Origin of the sequence: Virgibacillus halodenitrificans (assembly GCF_001878675.1) — a bacterium.
GTDB lineage: Bacteria > Bacillota > Bacilli > Bacillales > Amphibacillaceae > Virgibacillus_Q > Virgibacillus_Q halodenitrificans.
Genome location: NZ_CP017962.1, coordinates 1,929,777 through 1,947,631, shown reverse-complemented (window position 1 = coordinate 1,947,631; position 17,855 = coordinate 1,929,777). Strand labels below are relative to the sequence as shown.

Annotated in this window: 13 protein-coding genes; 4 read left to right on the top strand and 9 right to left on the bottom strand. The window is 36.4% G+C overall.

Annotation, left to right across the window (positions count from 1 at the left end; all coding sequences use genetic code 11):
- Positions 1 to 30 precede the first annotated feature (30 nt).
- The 3 genes from BME96_RS10235 (at position 31) to BME96_RS10225 (ending at position 6,435) form a co-directional block, all read left to right on the top strand.
- Positions 31 to 3,696, top strand: a complete 3,666-nt coding sequence (locus BME96_RS10235) for a dynamin family protein (RefSeq protein WP_071649023.1) — start codon at positions 31 to 33, stop codon at positions 3,694 to 3,696.
- The gene (locus BME96_RS10230; RefSeq protein ID WP_083547457.1) at positions 3,683 to 4,546 is read left to right on the top strand and encodes a 5'-3' exonuclease; all 864 of its coding nucleotides are present in this window, start codon (positions 3,683 to 3,685) and stop codon (positions 4,544 to 4,546) included. The genes BME96_RS10235 and BME96_RS10230 overlap by 14 nt, the downstream gene beginning before the upstream one ends.
- Positions 4,547 to 4,923: 377 nt before the next feature.
- On the top strand, positions 4,924 to 6,435 hold the full coding sequence (locus tag BME96_RS10225; protein ID WP_071649021.1) for an FAD-dependent oxidoreductase: 1,512 nt from the start codon (positions 4,924 to 4,926) through the stop codon (positions 6,433 to 6,435).
- Between the two features lie 71 nt (positions 6,436 to 6,506).
- On the opposite strand, the gene BME96_RS19860 is transcribed toward BME96_RS10225, so the two are convergent.
- Entirely contained in the window at positions 6,507 to 6,671 is a 165-nt protein-coding gene (locus BME96_RS19860; protein ID WP_162985601.1) for a hypothetical protein, read from the bottom strand.
- Between the two features lie 232 nt (positions 6,672 to 6,903).
- On the opposite strand from BME96_RS19860, the gene cysK reads away from it, so the two are divergent.
- Positions 6,904 to 7,821, top strand: a complete 918-nt coding sequence (gene cysK / locus BME96_RS10220; protein ID WP_071649995.1) for a cysteine synthase A — start codon at positions 6,904 to 6,906, stop codon at positions 7,819 to 7,821.
- Between the two features lie 700 nt (positions 7,822 to 8,521).
- Here the strand turns inward: cysK and BME96_RS10210 are convergent.
- The 8 genes from BME96_RS10210 to BME96_RS10175 all read right to left on the bottom strand — a co-directional run bounded on the left by BME96_RS10210 (position 8,522) and on the right by BME96_RS10175 (position 17,700).
- On the bottom strand, positions 8,522 to 10,051 hold the full coding sequence (locus BME96_RS10210; protein WP_071649020.1) for an FAD-dependent oxidoreductase: 1,530 nt from the start codon (positions 10,049 to 10,051) through the stop codon (positions 8,522 to 8,524).
- A 140-nt stretch (positions 10,052 to 10,191) separates the two neighbouring features.
- Positions 10,192 to 10,881: a respiratory nitrate reductase subunit gamma gene (gene narI, locus BME96_RS10205; RefSeq protein WP_019378449.1), complete on the bottom strand. Its 690-nt coding sequence runs from the start codon at positions 10,879 to 10,881 to the stop codon at positions 10,192 to 10,194.
- A 13-nt stretch (positions 10,882 to 10,894) separates the two neighbouring features.
- Complete coding sequence (narJ, locus tag BME96_RS10200) at positions 10,895 to 11,497, bottom strand: nitrate reductase molybdenum cofactor assembly chaperone (RefSeq protein ID WP_071649019.1); 603 nt, start codon at positions 11,495 to 11,497, stop codon at positions 10,895 to 10,897.
- 4 nt (positions 11,498 to 11,501) lie between these two features.
- Positions 11,502 to 12,995 (bottom strand): nitrate reductase subunit beta, encoded by a 1,494-nt coding sequence (narH, locus tag BME96_RS10195; protein WP_071649018.1) that lies wholly within the window; start codon positions 12,993 to 12,995, stop codon positions 11,502 to 11,504.
- Positions 12,985 to 16,668, bottom strand: a complete 3,684-nt coding sequence (locus BME96_RS10190; protein ID WP_071649017.1) for a nitrate reductase subunit alpha — start codon at positions 16,666 to 16,668, stop codon at positions 12,985 to 12,987. The genes narH and BME96_RS10190 overlap by 11 nt, the downstream gene beginning before the upstream one ends.
- Positions 16,658 to 16,942, bottom strand: a complete 285-nt coding sequence (locus BME96_RS10185) for a hypothetical protein (RefSeq protein ID WP_060681275.1) — start codon at positions 16,940 to 16,942, stop codon at positions 16,658 to 16,660. The genes BME96_RS10190 and BME96_RS10185 overlap by 11 nt, the downstream gene beginning before the upstream one ends.
- 14 nt (positions 16,943 to 16,956) lie before the next feature.
- Positions 16,957 to 17,262 (bottom strand): hypothetical protein, encoded by a 306-nt coding sequence (locus BME96_RS10180; protein WP_071649016.1) that lies wholly within the window; start codon positions 17,260 to 17,262, stop codon positions 16,957 to 16,959.
- Positions 17,263 to 17,280: 18 nt separating this feature from the next.
- Positions 17,281 to 17,700, bottom strand: coding sequence for a hemerythrin domain-containing protein (locus tag BME96_RS10175; protein ID WP_071649015.1), 420 nt, complete (start codon positions 17,698 to 17,700; stop codon positions 17,281 to 17,283).
- Positions 17,701 to 17,855: the final 155 nt, after the last annotated feature.

Here is a 17,855-nt window from a genome sequence, read left to right as displayed (position 1 = left end):
ATAGACGCTAGATGATACAGAGGAAGGGACATGAATGTTGTGTTTTTAAAAGAAAAAATAGATAGAGAGATAAAGCTTCATCATTTGGCAGCTCTATATAGATTAATGATAAATAATGAAGATGAACTTAATGCTAAAAAAATCTTAGATTTATATGAAAAACAACAAAAAGAAGAGATCATGATTAGTTTTGCTGGACATTTTTCTGCTGGAAAATCCTCTATGATTAACGCACTTCTTGATGACGATATACTACCTAAGAGTCCAATTCCAACAAGTGCTAACATCGTAAGAATAACATCAGGAGGCGGTTATGCGAGGGTTTATTTTCGTCATGAGCAACCGATACAGTATACAGAACCTTATGACATTGATCGTATCAAAGCTTACTCCAAGGATAAGAAAGCTATTAAACAGATTGATATTAGTACGTCTAAAAAAATCATTCCCCCGGGCTGTTATATAATCGATACACCAGGTATAGATGCTGCTGATGATGCGGATCGGATTATGACAGAGGGTTCTTTACATTTGGTTGATATTGTTTTCTATGTAATGGATTATAATCATGTGCAATCTGAAGTCAATTTGGAATTCTTAAAAGGACTCCAGGATAAGTCTATACCTTATTACGTTATCGTTAATCAGATCGACAAACACGATGAGCAAGAGTTAACATTTAAAGCTTTTCAACAAAGTATTGAACAAACATTTAAGCAATGGGGTGTTACACCAGAGAAAATCTTCTTTTCCTCTTTAACAGATTCAAATGCAGAACATAATCAATTTGAGGCTATAAAGAATAAACTATTTGCTTTTTTAAATGGAAAACGTAGAGATATTTATACTATTGGACCTTCAGTTAAGCAGATAATGGCAGGACATAAACGGTTTCTTGAAGAAAAATATGAAGAAATGGAAATCGAAATATCTGATGGTGAGGCTAACTCGGCACCAGACACTAACCATATAGAAGAACTCAATTATCAGCTTTCTGCCCTTTTGAAGGAACCCGCGGAGGTAGAAGAGCAGTTTATTGAAGAATTGAATCAAACATTAAAGAATGCTTATTTGATGCCAGCAGATCTTAGGGATATTGCAGAGGCGTTTTTGCATTCCAGGCAACCAGATTTTAAAGTCGGTTTTCTAAGTAGTAAACGAAAAACAGATGAAGCTAGAAAGAATAGAATGGAAAACTTTCTAACTGCCCTTCAGAAGAACACGGAAACAGCGATTGAATGGAAATTACGTGATAAATTCACCAATTTATTGAAGGTAAACAAGCTTTCCAACACTTCATTACAGCAAATGGTTCAAAAGCTAGGGATCTCTTTAACTGAAGATAGTATAATTGGAAAACTAAAACCTGGGGCAAAGGTAAATGGTGAATATGTGTTGAACTACACCAATGAAGTAGCAAACGAAATAAAAAGCAGATACAAGAGAGAAGCACTCCATCTTATTGGGAGAATAAAAGAGCAACAGGTGTCTGCAAATGAACAAAAGATAGCGGAAATTGAAGAGAAGCTAAATGAGCTTAAAAAAGCACATTCACAACATTTAAGAGTAGAAAACCTGCGAAATAATTTGTATGAAAAGTTGGACCAATTAGAGAAACAACTTATGTTAAATGAGGTGGAAGAAGCAACGTGGGAGCAAATTAAGAAAGCTGTTGAAGATTCCAACGTTACAGTTAAAATGGCAGAGGAGAATTCCCTCGGCTTTGAGTCAACTGGAGAGAATGACAAGGTTGCAGTTGTACCCACAGAGTTAAACAAACAACATAAAGCAATGACAACAGAAAAAATTATAGATAATGTGGAGAAGGTAATTCAAACAATTAAGGATTCTCCTGGTTTTCAAGGTATAGTAGAAGATTTACAACGAAAGAAGGAAAAGCTGGAAGATCAGTCTTACACGATAGCTTTATTTGGAGCCTTTAGTGCAGGGAAGTCTTCATTTGCTAATGCCCTTCTAGGCGAGGGAGTCTTACCTGTTTCACCTAATCCAACAACAGCTACGGTAAATCGGATAAATCCGGTTTGTGAAAAATATCCGCATGGATCTGTAGTCATTACAGTTAAGAATGAAGAAACGTTAAAAAATGATGTAAAACTGATCACCAAAAATGTGTCCTCTAAAGAAGGGGATTTTCAGGAATTACTGGAGTGGATTAAACAGGATAATATCCAACATCATGAAAAACTCGGTAATTTATATCAATCCTATTTACGCGCTATGTTAGCAGGATATGAAGATATTAAAGAATATATTGGATCCACTTTAACAGTTTCAATCAATGAGTTTGCCACCTATGTGGCGGACGAAGCAAAAGCTAGCTTTATAGAGTCGATTGATCTTTATTATGATTGCTCTTTGACACAACAGGGGATCACCCTTGTAGATACTCCTGGTGCAGATTCGGTAAACGCTCGGCATACGAATGTAGCTTTTGATTATATCAAATATGCCGATGCAATTTTATACGTAACTTATTATAATCACGCATTGGCTCGAGCGGATAAAGACTTCTTAACACAACTAGGGAGAGTAAAAGACACTTTTCAATTAGATAAAATGTTCTTCATTGTAAATGCAGCAGACCTTGCAGAAAACCAAACAGAAATCAATATGGTAACGAACTATGTTAAAGAACAATTAGTTCAACTTGGAATTAGAATTCCAAGACTTTATCCTGTGTCTAGTAAATTGGCTTTAAGGGAAAAACAAAATAAATCCCAACTCAATGAAGACATGCAATTCTTTGAGAATGAATTTTATCAGTTTATTCATCAAGACTTATCAGCATTAACAGCACAATCAGCTATCTGGGATATGAAACGGGCTTATACGAATATGGCGCATTACAAAGAGTCTGTTAATATGGATCAACAATCAAAAGAATCATTTAGATTGCAATTGCAAGATAAACAGAAAACAGTTACGAAAATAATAGACAAAACAGATACAACTATTCAGGAAGATCAACTTATCCAAAAAATTGAAAAACAACTCCATTACGTATTGGAAAGGACTTCGATTCAATTCCATGATCTATTCAAGGAAACATTTAACCCAACGACAATTACTGAATCTGGTAAGGATGCCAAAGTCCAGCTATGGAAAAGTTTAGAGCAGTTAATTGGTTATGTTGGCCATGAATTACTTCAAGAATTGCGGGCGGTTTCTTTGCGTGTGGAAGCGATGGAAAATAATTTGGCTAAAGAAATGTATGATGATTTAATAAAAACCACTAATTCAATAGATGATACATTAACCTTTCCTAAATACGAAGCTGCAGATTTAGCTACTCCGGTATTTTCTATTGCTTTCGAGTCAGTTGATTTGCAGCAATTTGATAAAGCTTTATCAATGTTCAAAAACACGAAAACATTCTTTGCACAGAATGAAAAAGAAAAGATGAAAGATAAAATTTATGAACAATTAGAGCCACTGATCAGTAGTTATTTAAGCGAGAATAAGTCATTGATGACCCGGGATTATTTAAGCCAATGGAAGGAATTAGTTACTATAATAAAGCGCGAGATGAAGGAACAGCTTCAGCAGCATACAAATAGTTACTTGGAAATGATGTCTTCTCATGTAAATATCGAAATCATCAATCAAAAACTATCAACTTTAACTGTAATCTTAACCAATCATGATATAAGGATGGATGAAAATGAACAAAAATAATATATTATTAGTTGATGGGATGGCTCTTCTGTTCCGCGGTTTTTTTGCGACTGCATTTAGGGGGAACTTTATGATGACAAGTAAAGGCATTCCTACAAATGGAGTATATCAGTTCTTGAGATATTTTCTGGATGCGGTCCAAACATTTGAACCAACACATGTTATTTGTTGTTGGGATATGGGAAGCAAAACCTTTAGAAGTGAACTTTACAATGAATATAAAGCAAACAGGGGAGAACCACCTGTAGAATTAATTCCTCAATTTGAGCTTGTAAAAGAAGTAACAGAGGCATTTAACATGCCTAATATCGGTATCACTAATTATGAAGCAGATGATTGCATTGGTACTTTGGCAAAAGCTTATTCAGAAGAAAATCAGGTAATAATTCTTACAGGAGACCAAGATATTCTTCAACTTGTTGATGAGGGAATAAGTGTTGCTATTATGAGGAAAGGCCAGGGTAATTATGAAATTTTTGACGTGAATAATTTTTACGATAAAAAGGGCATCCATCCTAATCAAATTGTTGACCTTAAGGGTTTAATGGGCGATTCCTCTGATAATTACCCTGGAGTGAAAGGAATTGGCGAAAAGACTGCCTTAAAATTGATTAAAGAACATGGTACTATTGATGCAATATTGGCTAATATAGAACAATTGCCTAAAGGTATACGAGCTAAAATAAGTGATAACCTGGATATGCTCCATCTATCTAGAGAACTGGCAGAAATCAAATGCGATGTGCCAATTCGTTGTGAAATAGAAGATGCACTTTGGAAATATGATAGGAATATAATTGAACAGAAATTCAGTGAATTAGAATTTAAAAATCTGGCAAAATTAATATGAGATACGGTAATCTGACATATCTCTTTATATTAGTTTAAGATTATATTTTGTAGTTTAATGAAACCTCTTGTGAACTTAGTTCATAAGAGGTTTTTTATATACCCCTATTAAAAGGTTAAATTTCACAACGATTCCCTTTGTATTAACAGTAACTTCAATCAGGACACCAGGTATGTGCATATACCCCTATGTGTATACAGATATAATTGAGGGGTATCCTTGAGTGGGTGAGGGGTATCGAAGTCCTGCTGAAAATGAAGGAAATTTATTCGGTTGAGTGACTGTACAGAGCTAAAGTTTTCATATTTTCGTTTAGGCAGGTTGGTTTTAGGTTATTAAATTAACAAGAAGATTTTAGACTTAGGGAGGCTATTAAAGTGAGTACAAAATTACAAAAAGAAGTAGTATCTTACTGGCGTGAAACAGGAAAAGCTAAAAGCTATGAAAAATTACAAGAAAATATAAAGGTTGATATTGCAATCGTCGGTGGAGGGATTGCTGGTACACTTACGGCCTATAATTTGGCAAAGGAAGGGAAAAAAGTAGCTCTATTGGAAGCTCGCGACTTATTTAGTGGAACGACGGGTTATACAACGGCTAAACTTACAGCACAACACAATTTAATTTATGATGAATTAATTAATCGATATGGTCAGGAAGCAGCTAAATTGTATTATCAAGCAAATATGGAAGGGATTGCTACAATAAAAGAATTAGCAAAGGAAAATAATATCGATTGTGAGTTGGAAGAAAAGGATGCTTTTGTATTTACAGAAAAAGCAAAGCATCGTGATGCAATACAAAAAGAAGCAAAGGCTTATGAAAAGTTAGGTATAGAGGGCGAGTTTATTGAGAGTCTCCCATTAAACTTAGATATAGAAGTTGCTATTATGATGCGAAATCAAGCGCAATTTCATCCGGTTAAATTTTTACAGTCAATGGTTGAACTTATCAAGCAATATGAAGGGGGAGTATTTGAAAACACACGGGTGATGGATATAAAAGAAGAAAAAGAAGGAGTTATTTGTAAAACAGATTCAAGTTATACTGTAACTGCGAAAGAAGTTGTTGTTGCAACACATTTCCCTGTATACGAAACAGAGGAGAAATTTTATTCAAATAACTTATCTACGGAAAGTTCATACGCACTAGCTATAAAATCTAATCAAGAATTTCCGGATGGGATGTATATTAACACTGATCTACCTAAGAGAACAATGAGAGGGATATTCAACGAGAAAGAAAATTATATCCTTGTAGGAGGAGAAAGCCACCCAACTGGAGATGGTAAATCATCTGAAGAACGCTACAATGAATTAGTAAGATTTGCAGAAAAACATTTTGGTGACATAGAAGTTGTGAATCATTGGTCTTCTCATGATTATATTTCCTCCGATCGGATTCCTTTTGTAGGTAAATTACATGAAGATTTAACCCATATGTATACCTTGACTGGGTTTTCAAAGTGGGGATTAGCAGCATCAGTAACCGGCGCAAAGGTTATAGCTGATTTGATTCTAGATAGAGAAAATCCTTATCAAGAGTTATTCTCCCCTCAAAGGAATATGGCAGCCATTAAGGAAGAAGGAGCAGAGGAAAAGAATCCAATTGATCAATATAAGGATGCTAGCCAAGCAAAGACCTATGAGGAACTTGGAAAAGGAGAGGGTTCTATAGTAGAAATGGATGGGGAAAATGTTGGAGCATATAGAGATAATGAAGGAAAAATTCATTTGCTTGATACATCTTGTACCCACTTAGGTTGTGACGTAGCTTGGAACGATGGCGATCATACATGGGACTGTCCTTGTCACGGATCTAGATTTTCTGCTACAGGAGAAGTTGTAGAAGGTCCCGCTGTGGAAGATTTGAAAAAAATTAATAAATAAGAAAAGCGCAAGCGTCTTGCGTAATTATTAAAAGGAACCTGGGGTAATCAGGTTTCTTTTAATATACAATACTATTTATTGTTCTCATTCTTAGTATCACGGCGGATATTACGGTTGTTATTATACGTGTTTTCTAAATTATACTTATCAAAGAACTCGTTTGCGAACTCTACATTATCTATATTATGATTGTTAGCATTGTTATTTCCTCTATGGTTTCGCTGGTTCTTTCCCATTGTAAGTTCTCCTTTATAAACATTTTTATTAATAAAAATATAGTTTGCATTCATTTACAAATATTTTAAACGCTTAGATTAAAAACATACATTTTTTAATTTTTTTGTTATGTTACGTACCCTAAACGTAAGCAATAAAAATTGAACTCCAGAAAACAAGATGATAAAATTAAGTTTAGTAAATAACTCGGAATTAATAGTGGAAGTTTATATGGGAAAGAAGGTTGTTATTATGAAGGTCGTAGATAGTATATCTGAACTTATTGGAGAGACACCGCTCGTCAAATTAAATAAAATTATACCTGAAGATGCAGCAGAGGTTTATGTGAAATTAGAAATGTTTAATCCTAGCAAGAGCGTAAAAGACAGGGCTGCCTATAACATGATAAAAGTAGCTGAGGAAAAAGGGTTACTTAAACCAGGTGCGACAATTATTGAGCCAACAAGTGGAAATACAGGTATTGGTCTTGCTATGAATGCAGCAGCAAAAGGATATAATGCCATAATGATCATGCCCGATAATAGTACAGAAGAGAGAAGGAATATCTTACGTGCATATGGAGCAGAAGTAGTGCTTACTCCAAGCAAAGAAAAGATGCCGGGAGCGATTAAAAAAGCGTTGGAATTACAAAAGGAAATTCCAGGCAGCTTTATCCCGCAACAATTTGAAAATACAGCAAACCCGGATATCCATCGAACGACTACTGCAGTGGAAATATATGAACAAACCAAAGGAAACTTGGATGCATTTGTTTGTACAGCTGGTACAGGAGGCACAGTAACAGGTACCGGGGAAGCTTTAAAAGAGAAGTTACCTGGCTTGCACATTGCTGTTGTTGAGCCAAAGGGATCACCTGTTCTGTCTGGTGGTAAACCTGGCAGTCATAAGTTAGTTGGAACAAGTCCTGGTTTTATTCCGGAAATATTAAACACATCAGTATACGATGAAATTATTCAAATTAGTGATGAAGAAGCCATTACCATGTTTAGAAAAGTAGTACAAACCGAAGGGATTTTTGTAGGGCCATCAGCTGCGGCTGCTATATATGCTGCAATTAATATTGCCAAAAAATTAGGCAAAGGAAAACGCGTTGTTTGTATAGCTCCAGATACCGGAGAAAGATATTTAAGCATGGATTTGTTTAGTTAGAAGTATTAAATAAAACCCAATCTTACCGTTAGATTGGGTTTTATTATTGGCAGGATAAGATTTTTACGCTCACCAAGTAAGAAGCGGAAGAGAACTTAAGCTTAATTTAAAAATGATAGTAATACTTTAAATGTTAATAAGCTAATGACTAGTACAATTGCATTTAGTAAATGATTTCTTGAAATTTTTTCGCTTTCTGTTCTGGAAGCTATTATATTGGCTAGTAATATAGTACTGCAAGAAAATAATAATATCAACATCACAGGCTTAATAATAATAGCTAAAAAAGGGATCATCATATTATTTGAGTCCAAATAAAAATAGGTTGAAATTAAAATTACGCTTATGGCTGCTAAAATAAGAGTTAGCCACCTTGCAGTGGAATATTTCATATATTTTCACCTTCTTTACGATAATTTACTATTAGTACGAATCATAAATGAAAGTGTTTCAAAATGTTGGAGAAGGTGGAAGTTTTTATAGCGTATTCCCGGGGGAGTTAGAGACATTGTTCAAGAAGGGAAGGAATCAAGAAATAATTATTACTTCTTCTAGTTTACATAATATATATTATCGGAAGTTAGTGCAAAACTTATAAATGTTGTCTCATAATAAAAGTATACTTAAGATAGTGAGATGAAACTAAAATTTACTATCTTAAGTATTATATTATTTACTAGTTTATTGTTGATCGTTGTTATTAGCTATGGTCTTCAATTTTCTTTAACGGTTTTTTTGCTGGACCTTCAATGACATCTCCTGTATATGAAAATCTCGAACCATGACAAGGACAATCCCAAGTGCGGTCTCCTGAGTTCCATTCAACCTCACAGCCTAAATGTGTACAAGTTGTATCAACCATATGGAGCTCATTTTCTTTATCTTTATATACACCTGTACGATTTCCTTTTATTCTAGCTACCAGAGCATTATCCGGCTCTAACTTGCTTACATCCGAGTTTGTATATTCCAATTTGCCTTTTACTAAATGTTTTGCAACGTCTGTATTCATTTTAATGAATTTTCTCACAGATGGATCAGCTTGAAATCTTGACGGTGAAAACAATTCACTATACACGTTTTCTTTGTTCAATATTTGATCGCATATAATTTTCCCTGAGATGGTACCATTAGTCATTCCCCATTTTCTGAAACCGGTTGCTATAAAGACTGCATCTTCATTTTTGGTTATCCTTCCTATATATGGAACTTTATCCAAAGTGGTTAAGTCTTGAGCTGACCATCTGTAAAGATAATCTTTAACAGTAAAATGATTTTCAGCAAAGTTGTACAGAGCTTTGTAGTGTTCCATTGTAGGGATCCCCTGCCCTGTTTTGTGATTTTCTCCACCTATCAACCATAATTTCTTGCCATTATGTTCAGTCGCACGAATTGATCTTGTTGGGGATTCTGCATTGATATACATTCCACCAGGAAAATTCTGATCTGCTTTTATAGCAATCAAATACGACCTTTCGGGGTACATTCTGCTAAAATAGAAACTCTCCTTATCATAAAATGGGAAATGCGATGCTGCTATCACATATCTGCATGTTACCCGATTGCCATCACGCATAACAATAGAAGGATGTTTATTATATTCAATGTCTACAGCAGTTGTGTTTTCGTAAAATTTAACCCCATTTTTGACACATTCTTTTACTAAAGCTTTCAAATATTTGATAGGATGGAATTGTGCCTGCTCTTTCATAATTAGAGCAGCTTTGACTGGAAGATCTAAAGGGATACTATTTGTAAGTTCTCCGGAAATGCTTAGTTGGTCATACGCTTTCTTTTCTAGTTCCAATTGTTTTATAAAATTATCCTCATTTGTATATATATAGGCATCTTCTTTTTGAAAATCACAATTTATGCCTAATTCTTTAACTGTCGTTTCAATGAATTGCTTGGCCTCTTCAGCAGCTTGATAATATAGAGTAGCCTTCTCTACACCAAAATGATTAATTAATTCATCATAAACTAGCCCATGTTGAGCTGTGATTTTTGCTGTAGTATGGCCTGTAGTTCCATTAACTAATACACCAGCATCTACTAAAGTTACCTGCAACCCCTGTCTAGAGAGTAAGTAAGCAGAAGTTATTCCTGTGATCCCCCCTCCCACGATGCCGACGTCTGTTTTTACGGATTCATTTAATTTATCAAAAGAGGGAATTTTACTATTTTCTCTCCAATAAGGTTCTGGGAATTGAGGAATCGATGAATTTTCCATTATGTAACATCTCCTTCGTATATTATTACCGTTAATTTCCCCTTGTGAAATACAAATATACCTATTCCTTCTTGTTTAGAGTGATTTAGATAAATAAAAAGTTCGGGAAATAACTCCCGAACTAGAAATACTATACTTAATTATTTGTTTTTATATTGTGCTCGTGACCTGTATTGTTGAGGTGAACGAACAGGATATGCTACTGGAATTGTATAAAAGTGGATTAATCGCGTAAATGGTATAGAAGCAAATAATCCGAAGGCTAATAAAGTATGAACCTTAAACAATACAGGTATCTCGCTCATTAACTGGTAACTCGGATTAAGGGTAAACAAACTTCGAAACCATGGACCAATCGTTGAACGATAATCAAATTCTTCAGGTGTTACGTTCTGAAATAGTGTCATATATAACCCAATACCTGAGATAATTAATAAAGCAATTACTGAATAAAAGTCAGCAAAGGTTGCATGTATACGAACAGGATCTATTACAATCTTACGAATAAGCAGGATAATAAGCCCAACAACTACCATTATTCCTGCTAACGCTCCACCATAAACAGCCCCTATATGGTAAAGATGGTTTGTAACACCTATAGCATTGTAAAAGCTTAAAGGCAATACAATCCCCATAATATGCCCAATGAATGCAAAGATGATCCCGTAGTGAAATAAGGGAGAACCTAAGCGTAACCATTTTTTTTCAAAAAATTCGGTTGATGGAGCAGCCCATGTTAGCTGACGAAAAGCAAACCGATATAATGTTCCGAATACCATTATAACCAAACAGATATACGGAAAAACGACCCACCAAAAAATGTCGCTCATTTTAATCCTCCTATCATTTATACATTATGGGATAAGGTAATTCTTCAAGGTCAGCCTCTTCACGCTCAAATTCCAATTTCTTAATATCTTCTCTTGTCGGTTGTGGAAAAACAAAATCCATTAAGACACTGAAAATACCGTAATATGGATTATTCTCTGGTAAATGCTCTTTTATTCTTTGTAAAGCAACCGAAAGTCTCTTGACTAGCCGAGCACTATTTTCTGTTTCTGGAGAAACGGCTAAAAACTCTAATAGCATAGGTATATAATCAGCCAATTCGTTATCTGTCCGATCATAACCCGCTACATTAATCAACTTCTGTAATTTAATTAATGCTGCACCTCTTTTCGGACTATCCCCAAGTTCATGTGCAGAGAGATACAAGCCAAATTTTGCCTTTAGATCAAAAATGGACACATATAGTTGTTGTAATTCTTCTGGTTTAAAATTGAAAAGCGGGTTTATTGCTACTTGCAATCTATTGCGAGCAGCTACTGATGGAATTTCTTCAGACATACATGCATTTATATCTTCCTTAGCTTCAAAAAGATCCGCATCAGGATAAGATAATACCCTTGAAGCTATGATTAGTATAGCTCTCTCTTGTGGTCCCATATTATCATCTCCTTCTCTGCATGTTTGTTACAATCCCTTCAGGTGGTGCCAGATCTTCTAAACTGCAAATTCCTTGCTTTGCATATAAATCATCTTCCATTTCTCTTCTGCCAGTGGGAATAACAAACCTTTCATTATATTTTGCTACTCCTAGTAATCTCGCCATATCTTCAATTTCTTCCGGTGTCGTGTTAGCTTCCTTTAATAATTCACTTTGTCTAAATTCATCAATTCCACCAACTGTTTTCCCCCGCATATGCACACGCATGGCGGTTAACTTCAGAAGCACATTACGAATTACTTCTGTATCGTCAGCTGCTAGAATAGAGGCTAGGTATTGAATAGGTATACGCATTTGATCGACAGCTGGAATATAGCCATCTGTACTAAGCTCTTCTTCATTGGTGATGTGATTCATAATTGGGCTTAGTGGTGGTACATACCAGACCATCGGCAAAGTTCGATATTCCGGATGTAGTGGCAATGCTATTTTCCATTTCATCGCCATTTTGTAAACAGGTGAATTTTGGGCACCTTCTATCCATTCATTATTTATTCCCGCTTTTTTTGCTTCTTTTATAACCTCCGGATCAAAAGGATCCAGAAATACAGATAATTGAGATTCGTACAAGTCTTTTGGATCTTCTACAGACGCGGCTGCTTTTACTTTATCTGCATCATAGAGCACTACTCCTATATAGCGAATTCTACCGACACATGTTTCAGAACAAATCGTTGGCAGACCTGCTTCTGTTCGTGGGTAGCAAAAATTACACTTTTCGGCCTTATGTGTATTCCAGTTATAATAAACCTTATGATAAGGGCAACCACTCATACAAAAACGCCACCCTCTACAAGCCTCCTGGTCTACAAGAACTACACCATCTTCGTCTCGTTTATAAAGTGCGCCAGATGGACAGGAAGCAACACATGATGGATTAAGGCAATGTTCACATATTCTCGGCAAATACATCATAAATGTTTTTTCATACTCCATAGAGATATGTTCTTGTAGCTTCTCAACGGTCGGATCCATGGAAGTTGTCTCACTACCACCAGCAAGGTCATCATCCCAGTTAGGTCCCCACTCCGGTTTATCGATATATTTACCGGTTATCTGGGATTGAGGCCTTCCTACAGGCAAATTTTCACGCTTCGGACTATGAATTAAATTATCATAATCATATGTCCAAGGCTCATAATAATTATCCATTGATGCCATGTCCGGATTATAAAAAATATTCATCAGTTTGGAAATGGGACCTCCAGCTTTAAGCTGTAATTTGCCATTTTTTAATACCCAGCCTCCCTTATAGTGGCCCGTATCCTCCCATCTTTTTGGGTAACCAGGCCCCGGTCTGGTTTCGACATTGTTAAACCACATATACTCCGTTCCTGGCCGGTTTGTCCACGTATTTTTACATGTTACTGAACAAGTGTGACATCCAATACATTTGTCCAAATGCATCACCATAGCGACCTGTGCCTTAATTCTCAAGCCAATCAACCTCCTTTAAAGCCCTTATGACTGCAACTGTATCTCTTTGGTGACCAGTGGGACCATAATAATTAAATCCATAACTTAATTGCGAATATCCACCAATCATATGTGTCGGTTTCAAGGTAATTCTTGTTACACTGTTGTGCGTGCCACCACGTTGCTTATTAATAGATGTTGCTGGAACACCTAAAGTTCTATCTTGCGCGTGATACATATAAACCATGCCTTTTGGAATCCGGTATGTTAATACAACTCTGGCAGCAATTGCTCCATTTCGGTTATATACTTCAACAAAATCATTATCTTTTAGGTCGATCGATGCCCCATCTTCTTCATTCATCCATATTGTTTGCCATCCTCTGAACAGTGTCGACATATTTGTTGTGTCGGTAAACATCGTATGAATACCCCATTTTTGGTGTGGTGTCAGATATCTGACTGTCAGAGATTTACCGCTTTCCTCAACACCTTTTTCTTTCTTTAAAAAAGGATCATAACTTAATGGTGGGAGATATAGTGGTAACCCTTCTCCAAAGTCAAGCATCATTTCATGATCCATATAAAAACTTTGTCGGCCTGTCAATGTTCTCCATGGTATATTGTATTCAGTATTGACTGTAAATGGAGAATATCGTCGGTGGTCTTTTTCCAAGCCGCTCCATACAGGAGTTGAAATGGCGGTTCTAGGTTGTATTGTTAAGTCATCTAACGTGTAGTCCTCTTCTTCCCTTGCTTTTGCAATTTCCTCCAATTTTTGACCGGTTTTTGCCTCCAGTGATTTCCAACCTGCAACAGCTCGTTTTCCATTCGTCGCACCTGACATTAAAAGGATGGCATTGATTGCTTGTTTGTCTGTATAAAGATCAGGATTACCTTTTCCAATGCCTTCTCTGGACGAAGTTCCTAATCTTGCGCTTAATTCGTCATGTACAGGCTCACCGGGAATAGTTACTCCCTTGCCACCATATCCTTTCTTAATCAGGTCTCCAATCGTAGTCATCTTTTGATATACATTAGGGTAATCTCTTGGCACTACCTTGAAGGATGGCATCGTTTTACCAGGGATGGGCTCAACCTCACCTTTACGCCAATCTTTTATCTTTCCTAATGATTGAGCAATTTCACCTTCCGTATCGTGCGCAAGAGGGGACATTACAAGATCTTCTGTAGCAGGCAAATGCTTTTCTGCTAACTCAGAAAAGACCCTACTTATTTCCCTGAACGTATTCCAATCACTTTTAGCTTCCCATGGCGGTGAAACTGCTGCATTAAAGGGGTGTACAAATGGGTGCATATCTGTACTGCTAATATCATACTTCTCATACCAAGTCGCAGCAGGCAAAACGATATCTGAAAATAATCCAGAACTAGTCATCCGAAAATCAACACTAACGAGAAGGTCTGCTTTTCCGGTTGGGCCTTCACCTTCCGCTTTCACAGTTTCCGGCTTCCAGGAATTTTCTGGTTCTGCCATTACTTGATTATCCCCACCAACTAAATGTTTAACAAAAAACTCGTGTCCCTTACCACTATCACCTAACAAGTTTGATCTCCAGTTGAAAAATACCCGCGGAAAATTTCTAGGATCGTCTGGGTTCTCAATTGCCCATTCTATATGTTCATTCTTAATCTGCTTAACTACATCTTCTATAATTTCTTGCTCCGTTTTAGCTCCTCTCTCTCTACTTTCTTTAACTAAATTTATGGAGTTCTGAGAGAATTGAGGGAAAGAAGGCAGCCATCCAAGTCTAACTGCAAGTGCATTTAGATCGGCCGGATGCATTTGATCGTACTTGCTAGCCCAATCCGTTTTTACTTCTTGATCTGGCTTGGTCTCATAACGGAATTGGTCTGTTACAAAGTAAAAGTAAGAAGTGCCATTCTGTAGGCGTGGTGGTTTTTGCCAGTCATTCGCAAAAGCAACTTGTTGCCAGCCTTCCTGTGGGCGAACTTTTTCCTGACCAACATAATGAGCCCAACCACCTCCATTTACACCTTGAGAGCCAGTTAATAATACAAGATTAAGGATTGCTCGGTATATATGATCACTATGATACCAATGGTTTGTACCGCCTCCCATTGCAATCATGGATTTTCCCTTTGTACGTTCCGCATTATCCGCAAATTCTCTTGCCACTTGGGTAACATGGTTTTTACTTACTCCTGTGATACTCTCCTGCCATGCCGGTGTATATGGCTTAGGGTCATTGTAATCTTTTGGATAATCGCCCGCTAATCCACGGTCGACTCCCGTATGTGCCATCATTAAATCATAAACAGTAGTTACTTTTAATGTTTTTCCATTAATATCTTTAATGTTTTTAACCGGTACTCCACGAGTCAATGTATTCCCACTTTTTTCTGCAAAATAGGGGAATTCTACCATTGCTATTTCATCGGAATGATCAATGAAGCTTAATCTTGGATCAATTGAACTTCCATCCTCTTTATTTAATTCTAAGTTCCATTGATTGCTTCCATCCCAACGAAAGCCCATGCTGCCATTTGGTGTTTCAAGCAAATTTGTAAGCTCATTCCAAACCAGCGTCTTCCATTCACCTAACGAAAGGTCTTTTTGTATATCTGAAGAACGGAGAAAACGATCAGAACGCATCTTACCATCCTCATTTTCTTCAATCGTTACTAAAAACGGCAAATCCGTAAACTTTTTTGCATATGATGTAAAATAAGGAGTTTCCTTTTCTACATAAAATTCCTTTAAAATAACATGTGTCATTGCCATTGCTAAAGCAGCATCCGTTCCTGCACGGGCCGGAAGCCAAATGTCTGCAAATTTTTCGTATTCCGCATAGTCCGGACTCACGCCAACCACTTTTGTCCCATTATATCTTGCCTCTACCATGAAATGAGCGTCAGGCGTACGTGTTTGAGGAAGGTTTGTCCCCCAAATTATAAAATATTTGGAATTGTACCAGTCAGCGCTTTCAGGTACATCCGTTTGCTCTCCCCATACTTGAGGAGATGCTGGTGGTAAATCTGCGTACCAGTCATAAAAACTTAATATTGTACCTCCGATTAGAGATAAGAATCTTGTGCCAGCAGCATAACTAATCATTGACATAGCAGGAATAGGGCTAAAACCGGCAATACGATCTGGTCCATACTTTTTAATTGTATGTATGGAAGCGCTCGCAATAATTTCACACATGTCTTCCCATGTCGCACGGACGAAGCCACCTTTTCCTCTTGCTTTCACATATTTTTCACGTTTTTGAGGATCGCTGACAATTGTTTCCCAAGCTTGGACCGCATCGCTTGCCTTGCTGCGCTCTTGCTTCCAAAGCTCATATAAATCACTACGAATATAAGGATACTTTACGCGAATAGGGCTGTAAGAATACCATGAGAAACTTGCTCCTCTTGGACAGCCCCTTGGTTCATATTCTGGAAAGTCATCCCCTGTACTAGGGTAATCTGTTTGTTGAGTTTCAGAAGTTATGATTCCATCTTTCACATATATTTTCCAACTACATGAGCCAGTACAATTTACTCCATGTGTAGAGCGAACAATCTTGTCATGTTGCCAACGCCGCCGATAAATATCTTCTGAGTCTCTCGGCCTCTTGCTCTCTTCTGTCCAATTATCGTTAATCTTTTCACCAGGTTTAATATGCTTTAACGCTTCGAATAGTTTATTCTTACTTCTCAATTTTACTACCCCCTTCTAACTGGCCTTTTATTGGATCAAATCGATCACCAAGTATTTTAAAACTATCTTGCCCTTCCTCTAGTTCTTCCAGGAATACAGATAAACTAGAGACATTAGATGCAACTAGTATTAATCTTTCTAAGCTATCATACGACTTAATCTCATAAATACGTTCTGTCACTTGAGGCGGCACTTCTTCAAAGCGCATTTTTAGTATTGCAATTAAATCTTCCCGATCTTGGACAATATTGGCTTCATCTTCAAACATGAACATCTATCTCCACTCCTTTACATTTTCATCATTTTGTAGTAATCAGCTATCATTGTTTCCTTGCACTTTTCACCAAATTCCTTAATAAATGGTTTTATATTGTCTTCTTTATTTTGAATTTGCTTTAAAGAAAGAGTTATTTTTTCTTGGTGACTGTAGTCCTCTCCAAAAGCGAAAGAGAGCTGATAACCGTCATGTTGATTCATTACAAATACTTGAATGTCATATGAGTGGATATTATGTTGCTCTTCAAGATATTCAATAATATATTGATAGAGTTCGGGCAGTAGGATGCGTAAGGGCTGCTGAGTGGATCTTTCCATATTTTTAAGCCTCCTTTTTTAATGTTCAGGGAGCACTTCCATTTCTTTTTGATTGTGTAGTTCATCTATAATAATTAGAGATTGAAAAAGTTGTACAATGTTATCAGAAATAGTTTTCTCCTCATTAAATTTCTCTTTTATATCCTTAATTATGATACGTAACAAATTATGATCTCTCGTTAATGCAGTAATTTCACTTTGTAGATCAGGATTATCTTTTACAATTTCCTTATATAAACCGGCTTCCTCTTCTTCTGCGTGTCGAAGCGTACGAGTTTCCCATTGTTCTACAAGAATATAACCAACTTCCAATGCTTTTTTATGTTGTTCTTTAATTACTAGCTGATCAAGCAGATTTGTTAATTCAATTGCTTCATTTAATGCTGCTTCATGTATGGCCGAATGGCTGTCTATTTTCCTCAATGCAGGTCCAGACATTTTTTAATCACTCCCTTAATTTTAATATTATTTCTAGTTTTTAACATAAAGATACTATGATTTTCCATTTATACTACGTATTTTCAGCATATCACTAATGAAAATTCAGAACAAATAATTATAGTAAATATTCTAAATAGTGTGATCATCATCAC